Raw genomic sequence first — 9,276 nt, 5'->3', positions numbered from 1 at the left:
CGATGTCCGGGTCGGTCGGGTGGAGGTCGAGGTCGGCGAGTGCGAGGGCGGGGTGGTAGTCGGCGGGGGGAGCAGGTGCGCCGACCGCCCGGGTGGGCGGGTCGGCACGACGGAGGGGATCAGGACCGTGCCGGTCCCGTTACGAGATGGTCCATCGCTGGCTGGCGCAACAGAGCTGGCGCAACAGATGGGGGGATCTGCTCATCAACTGCTCCTCCTGCGGCTCCGGCGGCGTGGGGGTCCGGCAGGACTCGAAGCACGGGAGTCGGCCGACCGGGTCGCCGAGCTCCGTGTCGGGTCCATGCCGGAACGCCGGGCAGGAGCGTAGACCCAACTTCCAACATTAATCAACAACTTGGCAGCAGATTCAACGTCACCGCCGGGCCGCCGCCACCCGCCACAGCCGACCGGCCGCGCCCCGGGGCCGCAGACCCGCAGGTCGGAGCGGAACCATCGCCCGAGCCGCCGCACGGTCGACCGTTGACGCCGCCCCGGCTTTGCCGGAAGCCGTCCCGAGCGCCTACCTACCGACCAGTAGGTGCAGCCGAGCGCTCCACCCGACCACCCCCGACCACCCTTGACCAGGGTGATCGCCAGGCCACCGACGGGGCGCCCGAATGAGCCGCACGATCTGCCGGCCGTCACTGCGGGCCCGTCCGCGCGCGGCGGCGATTTCGGAACTGCCCCGGGAGTGAACCCGAGCTCGACTCAGATCCGAACCGAGCGTTTTCCCTTAGCCTCATCGCGTTTGATTGCGATGATTCCTGATCGACCATGTTGTTTCCTGTCGATCGGCCCCCGCCCTCATTAGCCCCACCGTGCTCCCCTCCCTCCATGGCCGCCTTGCCTCGCGCCAAGGCCGAGGCGGCCGAGGGGCGCCGACCCGAAGGTCGTGAACCTCGGCAGCGACGCCGACAGGACGGTCAGCGAAGTGCAGGCCGCCATCGCTCTGCCGGTGCCGCGACTGCCCGCGGCACCGGCGGTCCCTTTTGCCGCCCGGTACCAGGCACGGGGCCCACCGGTGTCCTGGGATAATGGCCCGTGCAGGACCCGGCCGCGTTCCCGGTCGCCGACGTGAACGCGCCCGCCGTACGTGCTCGTTCGATCGAAAGGCCCTCCGTGGCTGACCAGACGTTGCTCGCCGCCCAGCGCCAGGTGCTGATCCTGGAGGCGATCCGCCGGACCGGCGCGATCCGGGTCGCCGAACTGGTCGAGCAGTTCGGTGTGTCCGACATGACCGTCCGCCGGGACCTCGACGCGCTGGCGCGCCAGGGCGCCGTGGAGAAGGTCCACGGCGGCGCGGTGGCGACGGGGACGGCCAGCAGCTTCGAGCCCGGGTTCGACGCCAAGTCCGGGCTGGAGGAGGGCACCAAGGCCGCGCTCGCGGACGCTGCGGTGAAGCTGGTGGAGCCTGGCAGCGTGGTGGCCCTCTCGGCCGGCACCACGACCTACGCGGTCGCCTCCCGGCTGCTGGAGGTCCCGGAACTGACGGTGGTGACCAACTCGCTCCGGATCGCGGACCTGTTGTGGGCAGCCGGAAGCGACGGGAGGGAGACCGTCCCGTCGCTGCTGTTGACCGGTGGATCGCCGACCCGCTCGGCGGCCCTGGTGGGGGCGCTCGCCGACGAGACGATCCGTTCGCTGCACGTCGACCTGCTGATCCTGGGCGTGCACGGGGTGAGCGAGCAGGCCGGGCTCACCACGCCCAACCTGGCCGAGGCGCAGACCAACCGGGCCCTGATCGCCTCCGCCCGCCGCACCGTCGTGGTCGCCGACCACACCAAGTGGGGCGCCGTCGGCCTGAGCAGTTTCGCGGCCCTCTCCGAGGTCGACTGCTTCATCACCGACGACGCCCTGCCCGCGGCGGCCCGCGGTGTGCTCGCCGACGCGGTCGGCGAGCTCGTCATCGTCCCGGCCGGCCGCTGACTCCTCCCGCCGGGTCAGGCCTTCCGGCGGGCGCCCGCCGAGGGGACGGCGGTGAAGGTGACCGGCGCGGCGAAGCCCGCCGAACGGAAGGCCGCCTCCACCGCCTCCGAGACCTCCGCCACCCGCCCGGCCTCGACCAGGGCGATGACGGACCCGCCGAACCCACCACCGGTCATCCGGGCGCCCAGCGCCCCGGCGGCGACGGCGGCCGCGACCGCGAGGTCCGTCTCGGGGCAGGAGACCTTGAAGTCGTCGCGCAGCGAGGCGTGCCCGGCCGTCAGGACCGGCCCCAGCTCGGCGATCCGGCCGCCGTCCAGATGCTCGACGGTCTCCAGCACACGCTCGTTCTCGGTCACCACGTGCCGCACCAGCGGCCGGAGTTCGCCGGGCAGCAGATCCAGGGCCGGAGCCAGGTCGGCGGCCGGGAGGTCGCGCAGCGCGGGCAGGCCGAGCAGCTCGGCGGCGTGCTCGCAGCCGGCCCGCAGGGCGGCGTAGGCGCCGTCGCCGAGGTCGTGCTTGACCCGGGTGTCGATCACCAGCAGCCGCAGCCCCGCCGCCGCCAGGTCGAACGGGACGTGCCGCTGCTCCAGCGTCCGGGTGTCCAGGAAAAGCGCGGCGCCGTCCGCGCAGCAGGCGGAGGCCATCTGGTCCATCACGCCGCAGGGCACACCGACGAAGGCGTTCTCGGCCCGCTGGGCGAGCACGGCCAGCTCCGGCGCGGTGAGGCCGAGGTCGTACAGGTCGTTCAGGGCGACGGCCGTCGCGCACTCCAGGGCGGCCGAGGAGGACAGCCCGGCCCCGGTCGGCACGTCGCTGTCGACGAACAGGTCGGCCCCTCCGACCGCGTGTCCGGCCTCGGTGAGCGCCCAGAACACGCCCGCCGGGTAGGCGGCCCAGCTCGCGACGACGCCGGGCGCCAGCCCGGCGAGCGACAGGTCGGTGACCGTACCGTCCCCCTGGGCGCTGAACAGCCGCAGCCGGCCGTCCTCGCGGCGGCGGGCGGTGACCCGGGTCGTGTGCGGAAGGGCGATCGGCAGGACGAAGCCGTCGTTGTAGTCGGTGTGCTCACCGATCAGGTTCACCCGGCCCGGCGCGGCCCACACGCCGGCCGGCCGTGCACCGTGGACGGCCTCGAAGTCGGTGGCGGCCTCGTCGATCATCTGTTCAGCTCCATGCCTGGGTTTGCGTCCTGGTCCCCGCCGGCGGTTTCGATCACGGGAACGAATTCCGACATAATCAAACATAGCTGCCACCGCGGTCAACACCTGCGAATTTCACGTTCAGTCGGCTCGGATCGGCGACGTGAAACGGTCCCCGCCAGCGGTGGCCATGTTGACAATCGATCGCCTCTGTTTGAATCTGTTGAAAGCTCGGCGCCGGTGGCCGACGTCCCATGCGTAAAAGGAGTACAGCGGTGCACAGAACCGCCACCACGTTGGCCGACGGCCGCGAACTCGTCTACTTCGACCAGGAGCCGGGCACGTCCCGCGACGCCGTGGACGAGCGCCCGCTGGAGCCGACCGCGAGCCTGTCCGAGACCCGGCTCGACCCGGTGCTCGGCGAGTGGGTGACGGTGGCCGCGCACCGCCAGCAGCGCACCTACCACCCGCCGGCCGGCGAGTGCCCGCTGTGCCCCTCCCGCGACGGGCGGCTCAGCGAGATCCCGGCGGCCGACTACGAGGTCGCGGTGTTCGAGAACCGCTTCCCCTCGCTCGCCATGGGATCCGCCGAGCACGTCGCGGCCCAGGACGAGGCCCTGCACGCCCTCCGGCCGGGCAACGGCCGTTGCGAAGTGGTCTGCTTCACCTCCGACCACAACGCCTCCTTCGCCGACCTGGACGCGCCCAGGGCCCGCCTCGTACTGGACGCCTGGACCGACCGCACGGCGGAACTGTCCGCCCTGCCCGGCGTGCAGCAGGTGTACTGCTTCGAGAACCGGGGTGAGGAGATCGGGGTCACGCTCGCCCACCCGCACGGGCAGATCTACGCATTCCCCTTCGTCCCCTCCCGCACCGCCCGGATGATCGCCCGGGCCGAGGGGCACCGGGCCCGCACCGGCCGCAACCTCTTCGAGGACCTGCTCGCCACCGAACGCGACTCCCCCGAGCGGCTGGTGCTCCAGGGCGAGCACTGGACCGCCTTCGTCCCCTTCGCCGCCCGCTGGCCGTACGAGGTGCACCTCTACCCCAACCGCCGGGTCCCCGACCTCACCGCGCTCGACGAGGCCGAACGCGCCGAGTTCCCCCGCCTCTACCTCGACCTGCTGCGCCGCTTCGACCGACTCTTCCCCGCCCCTCCCGGCTCCGCGCCCAACCGGACCCCGTACATCGCGGCCTGGCACCAGGCGCCCAAGGCCGGCGGCGGCGAACTCGCGCTCCACCTTGAGCTGTTCACCATCCGCCGGGCTCCCGGCAAGCTCAAGTACCTGGCCGGCGTGGAATCCGGACTCGACGCCTTCGTCACCGACGTCAGCCCGGAGGCCGCCGCCGAGCGGCTCCGCGCCGCCGCGCTCGGCTGAGCGCCGGGGGCGGAGGAGTGCCGGGCCCCGGGACGGTTCCCGGGGCCCGGCTTCGGGCCCGTCCCCCGGACGGGCCCGGGTCAGGTGATCGACCACGGCAGCTGCACGGAGACGGCCTGGCCGGCGGCGCCGGACTGGCCGCCGGGGGCGGTGAGCACGACCGTCCCGGGGGCCTTCCCGGTCGGGGTGAACGCGAGGGTCTGCTCGGCGGCGGTACGCCCGCCGCCGACCGCGTTGCCGGTGGCGTCGGTCCAGGAGCGGGCGGGTGTGGTCTCGGTGAGCCGGCCCTGCGCGCCGGACATTCCGAGCACCAGGCCGCTGTAACGGTTCACCAGCTGGAACCCGCCCTTCCCGGCCGCGCTGGGGAGGACGAACCACTGCTGGCCGACGGTGGCGTTCCCGCCGACGGCCGCCGTGGCGGTCAGCCCCGCGCCCCAGGCCCGGCCGGCCGTCACGGTGGAGTCGACGCCCAGCAGGTGCCCCGTGGCGGTGTTGGTGATCCGGTACGAGCCGTCGCCGTCGGCCAGGAAGCTCCAGGACTCGCGGGCGGAACCGCCGGGCCGCTCCGTGGAGGTGGTGGCGGAGCCGCCGTCGGCCTGGGCGAGGACGCGGCCGTCGCCGTTCTGGATCCGGTAGGTCTTCCTCAGGTCGATCGGCGGGGCGGCCGGTACCGAGGAGTCGATGGTCATGTCCACGTACTGGCCGTCCGAGCCGGCGCAGGCGAAGGAGCAGTACGTCCGGAAGGTCTTCCCGACGATCGTCGAGTCGGTCCGGTTGGCGCTGTCCAGGAACCAGCGGTACCAGGAGGCGGTGTGGTAGCCGCCGGTGTCGCCGAGCAGGGTCCACTTCTGGGTGGCGAGGTCCTTGGTGGCGTAGATCTGCTGCGGGGCGTTGCCGCTCTGGTCCACGGCCTGCGGGGAGCCGATGTACAGGCCGAGGTAGGCGTCGTAGCTGACGTTCATGACGAACAGCGGCGTGCTCGGGGCGAGTGTGCCCGCGGCGATCTGCTGCTTGACGGTGCCGGGGTTCGTCGGGTCGTACTCCTCGGCGGGCGCCAGGTACCCGGTCGGGTTCGTGGCGTCGGCGGGCACCATGTCGCTCTCCAGGCCGCCCGCGCCCGGCTGCGTCCAGGAGCCGTCGTACCACTTCTGCCAGCTGTCGGGCGCCATCTTGGCGGCGATCGGGGCCCGCGCGACGTGCTGCTGGAAGGCGCCCCAGGACCCGCCCTTGTCGACGATCCGGGAGCCGTAGAAGACGTAGAAGTAGCCGGAGGCGGTGTCCGTGAACAGCCGCTGGTCACCGTCGCCGTAGTAGAACGTCTGCTGCGGGAACGCCGCGGTGTCGCCCCGGGTGGTGCTGTAGGGGGAGGTGATCACGTGGTCCTTGACGGCCCAGGTCCGCCCCTGGTCGGTGGAGACGGCGTAGTCGATCGCGTCGAAGTGCAGGCCGTCGCCGAAGGGCTGGGGGGTGAACTCGTTGTGCACCAGCCCGTACCAGTCACCGGTGTCCGGGTCGACCCAGGTCCCGACCAGGTCGCAGAAGTTCTGCTGCGAGTACCCGGAGCCCTGTGGCGCCTTGCTGGCCTCCAGGCCGGTGGGGCTGTTGTCGCACCGCCAGGTGGTGTCGTTGTTGCGGTCGTCGGGGTTCGCCGGGTCGACCGCGTCGCTGATCGCGGCCGAGCGGGTGGCGCTCTCGAAGTCCGGCCCGGTGTAGAAGTCCCACTGCCGGGAGTCGTTGGCGCCGTACAGCGCGTGCGACTGCTGGAAGTAGAACGTGCCGTCCTTGTCGGTGTAGACGCTCGCCGGGGTGTCGTCCGGGTACGCGTACGAGCCGGTCTTCCCGACCGAGATGGTGTACGTGGCGGCGGTGTGCTTGGCGGCCGCCGGGGTGGCGGCCAGGGTGCCGGTGCCGAGGACGGCCAGTGCGGCGGCGGTGAGGCCGCTGATCCATCTGGTGCGTAGAGCTGACACTGCTACTCCTCCTCCGTGGCGGGGCGCGCCGTTGCGCCCCTGGTGTGGGGGGTGCGGAACGGGAGAGTGGTCGGTGGGGGGCGGCGGCTCAGCCGTCCGCCATCCGGAAGTCGTACTGCGGCGGGACGGGCGTGCCGGGGTGGACGGCGAGCCAGAGCGTGTCCAGGGAGAGTTCGCCCTCGCGCATGTTGTCGACCTGAATGCCTTCGGCCAACAGACGCCGGACCCGGTCGTCGTCGCCGGAGGCGTGCGCCGCCTGCGCCTCGGCCAGCCGGATCCTGCCGTGCGCCCGGTCGGCCGGGGGCAGTTGCTCGATCAGCGCGAGTGCCTGGACCGGACGCTCGGCGCGCCCCAAGGCCTCCAGCGCCTCGATCGTCAACTCCAGCAGTTCGGGGCGGAGTTGGTGCGCCTCGGTCATGAGGTCCGCGGCCGCCTGGCGGTCCGGGTTCAGGACCGCGAGAGCCCGCAGTGCCCAGGGCGAGGCCTGCGCGGCGATCGAACGCTCGAAGGCCTCCTGGGCGGCATCCCGCTCGCCTGCCGCCAGGCGCAGCAGCCCGAGCTGGTACAGCGCGTGCCAGTCGGCGGCGCCGCTCTCCAGCAGCGCCCGCCAGTGTGCCCCGGTGACCGGTTCGGCGGGCGGGTCGCAGACCGGGAGCGCGCCGGTCCTGAGGAGTTGCCGCCAGGGTTCCTGGGCGGCGGCGGGCTCGCCGAAGGGCAGGAGCGGTGAGGCGGGCAGGGCGCCGGCCTCGGTCTCCAGGGCGGCCCAGCCGCTGCCGGGGGCCAGCAGTTCCTCCGGTTCGCCGAACTCGGTGGCCAGTGCGTCGGCCAGGTCCACGTGCAGCGGCGAGACCAGCGCGTTCAGCGCCTCGCCGACGGCTGCCCGGGCGGTCTCCCAACTCCCGTGCACCGCCACGGGATCGGCCTGCAGCAGGCCGTACGCCTCGGTCCAGCGCCAGGTGGCGCCGGCCGGCATGGGCAGGTGTTCCAGCTGGGTGCGGGCCAGGCCGGCCTGGATCTCCAGGTAGGCGGAGTCCGGGCCGGAGAGCCACTCCTGCCAGTGCTTGCCGCCGGTTCCGGTGCCCCAGCAGAACAGCTTGCGCCCGCGCAGCCGCGCGGTGGAGGTCTGGACGAGTCCGGCCCCGGTCTCGTCCAGCGCGGCGATCCAGGGGCGTTCGCCGCGGGGGATGTCGAGGAAGTAGTCGGCGGCGCGCGGCACCCGGCCGGGGTAGCTGCGGTCGGCGCCGTCGACCCGCGGGAAGGGCACCCGCCGCAGGTCGCTGACGTAGTCGCAGTGGAAGGCGTGGTCCACCGGACCGAGGACGCGCACGCCCCGGTCCTGCGGCACGGCGATGTTGGACCACCAGTAGACCGGGGTCTCGGTCGGCGAAGGGTTGTGCACGGCGACGTGGACGTACAGCACCGGGGAACCGGCGGGCAGCCAGGTGTCCATCCGCAGGACCAGGCGCCGCAGCCGTTCGAAGGCGTACATCCTCAAAACCGGGGTGCCGTCCGGAGCGGTCACCCGGGCGGCGTGCAGCGGCTCGCAGGTCAGCGGCCAGTGCCCGGTGGTGCCGAGGTTCCACTCCACTCCCCCGGCCAGCCAGGCGTCGCGCAGCGCGAGGTTGGCCGGCTGGAGGATCCGGTTGCGGTGCAGCAGCTCCCGCCCGCTCGGCCGGTGGACCAGGGACCACAGCCGCCCGCCGAGGGAGGGCAGGAAGGTCGCGGCCAGGGTCTCGTTCTCCAGCACCACGCAGGGGAGTTCACGCTCCGCACGGTCACGGCCGTACCCGCCCTGCCGGGTGTACGGCAGCAGGGTGCGCGGCACCCCGTAGGCCAGGTTGCGGCGCATCTCGGCGTCGACCCCGGCACCCGCGGCGGTCTGCCGCGGCAGGCCGTGCAGGATCGGCAGGGTGCCGCCGACCGGGTCGGGGGTGCCGTCGATGCGGAGCAGGGCGGTGCGCAGTGTCGAGGTCACGCGGGAAGATGTCACTTTCCGATTCCAACCGTCATGCCCTGGATGATCCGCGAGCCCGTCCAGGAGAAGAGCGCGATCATCGGGGCGAGGATGATGCAGACTCCGGCGAACATCGTGCCGTAGTCCAGGCCGTTGAACTGCTGTGCGGCGACGAAGGAGGAGAGCGCCACCGGGAGGGTGATCCGCCCCTGGCTGTTCGTCAGCACGAGGGCGAACAGGGTCTCGTTCCAGGCGGTGACGAACTGCAGGAGGAAGGCGGTGACCAGCCCGCCGCGGGCGACCGGGAGCACCACCTGGACGAAGGTGCGCAGGGGTCCGGCACCGTCCAGGACGGCCGCCTCCTCCAGCACGCCGGGGATGCCGCTGAAGAAGCCGGTCAGCAGGAAGACCGTGAACGGCATGGCCAGGCCGACGTAGACGAGCCCGAGGCCGAGGTCGCTGTCGGTCAGGTTCACTCGGGACAGGCCGACGAACAACGGCACCACCAGGACCTGGCCGGGCACGCCGAGGCCCATGGCGAAGGTGACCGTCAGCGCCGAGGAGGTGCGTGAGCGGCGCCGGGCGAGCGCGTACGCACAGGGCGCGGCGAGGGCTACGGCGACCACGGACGAGAAGCCGGCGGTGAGCACACTGTTGAGGGCCGCCTGCGCGAAGCCGCCCTCACCGAGCGCGGTGGCGTAGTTGTCGGTCCTGGGGCTGGTCGGCAGGCCGAAGGCGTGGTGCAGGATGTCGGGGCCGCCGCGCAGCGAGGTCAGGAGGATCCACAGGACCAGCAGCAGGTCGGCGGCGACGACGAGCCACACGGCGGCCGTGCCGATCCGGGTCGCGAGTCCCGTGGGTCCGGGTCGGCTTCTGCTTCGCACGGGTGGTGGCCTTTCCGGGTTGCG

Annotated in this window: 6 protein-coding genes; 2 read left to right on the top strand and 4 right to left on the bottom strand. The window is 72.7% G+C overall.

The window, feature by feature from the left end:
- Positions 1-1,119 precede the first annotated feature (1,119 nt).
- Complete coding sequence (locus tag ACWCXH_RS27860; RefSeq protein ID WP_449804228.1) at positions 1,120-1,926, top strand: DeoR/GlpR family DNA-binding transcription regulator; 807 nt, start codon at positions 1,120-1,122, stop codon at positions 1,924-1,926.
- Between the two features lie 14 nt (positions 1,927-1,940).
- Here ACWCXH_RS27860 and galK read toward each other — a convergent pair whose 3' ends face one another.
- Entirely contained in the window at positions 1,941-3,086 is a 1,146-nt protein-coding gene (galK, locus tag ACWCXH_RS27855; protein ID WP_449804227.1) for a galactokinase, read from the bottom strand.
- A gap of 254 nt (positions 3,087-3,340) precedes the next feature.
- Between galK and galT the strand changes: the two genes are divergently transcribed.
- Complete coding sequence (gene galT, locus ACWCXH_RS27850) at positions 3,341-4,444, top strand: galactose-1-phosphate uridylyltransferase (protein WP_449804226.1); 1,104 nt, start codon at positions 3,341-3,343, stop codon at positions 4,442-4,444.
- An 80-nt stretch (positions 4,445-4,524) separates the two neighbouring features.
- Here the strand turns inward: galT and ACWCXH_RS27845 are convergent, their stop codons facing one another.
- The 3 genes from ACWCXH_RS27845 to ACWCXH_RS27835 all read right to left on the bottom strand — a co-directional run bounded on the left by ACWCXH_RS27845 (position 4,525) and on the right by ACWCXH_RS27835 (position 9,252).
- Positions 4,525-6,414 carry an RICIN domain-containing protein gene (locus ACWCXH_RS27845; protein ID WP_449804225.1) on the bottom strand — a complete coding sequence of 630 codons (1,890 nt, stop codon included), beginning with the start codon at positions 6,412-6,414 and terminating at the stop codon, positions 4,525-4,527.
- 88 nt (positions 6,415-6,502) lie between these two features.
- The gene (locus ACWCXH_RS27840; protein ID WP_449804224.1) at positions 6,503-8,389 is read right to left on the bottom strand and encodes a DUF5107 domain-containing protein; all 1,887 of its coding nucleotides are present in this window, start codon (positions 8,387-8,389) and stop codon (positions 6,503-6,505) included.
- An 11-nt stretch (positions 8,390-8,400) separates the two neighbouring features.
- A complete protein-coding gene (locus ACWCXH_RS27835; protein WP_449804223.1) occupies positions 8,401-9,252 on the bottom strand; it encodes a carbohydrate ABC transporter permease in 852 nt (283 codons plus the stop codon).
- Positions 9,253-9,276: the final 24 nt, after the last annotated feature.

This window comes from Kitasatospora sp. NPDC001660 (genome assembly GCF_053596725.1).
The sequence above is the reverse complement of the archived record's forward strand: the minus strand, read 5'-3'. Positions and strand labels throughout refer to the sequence as shown.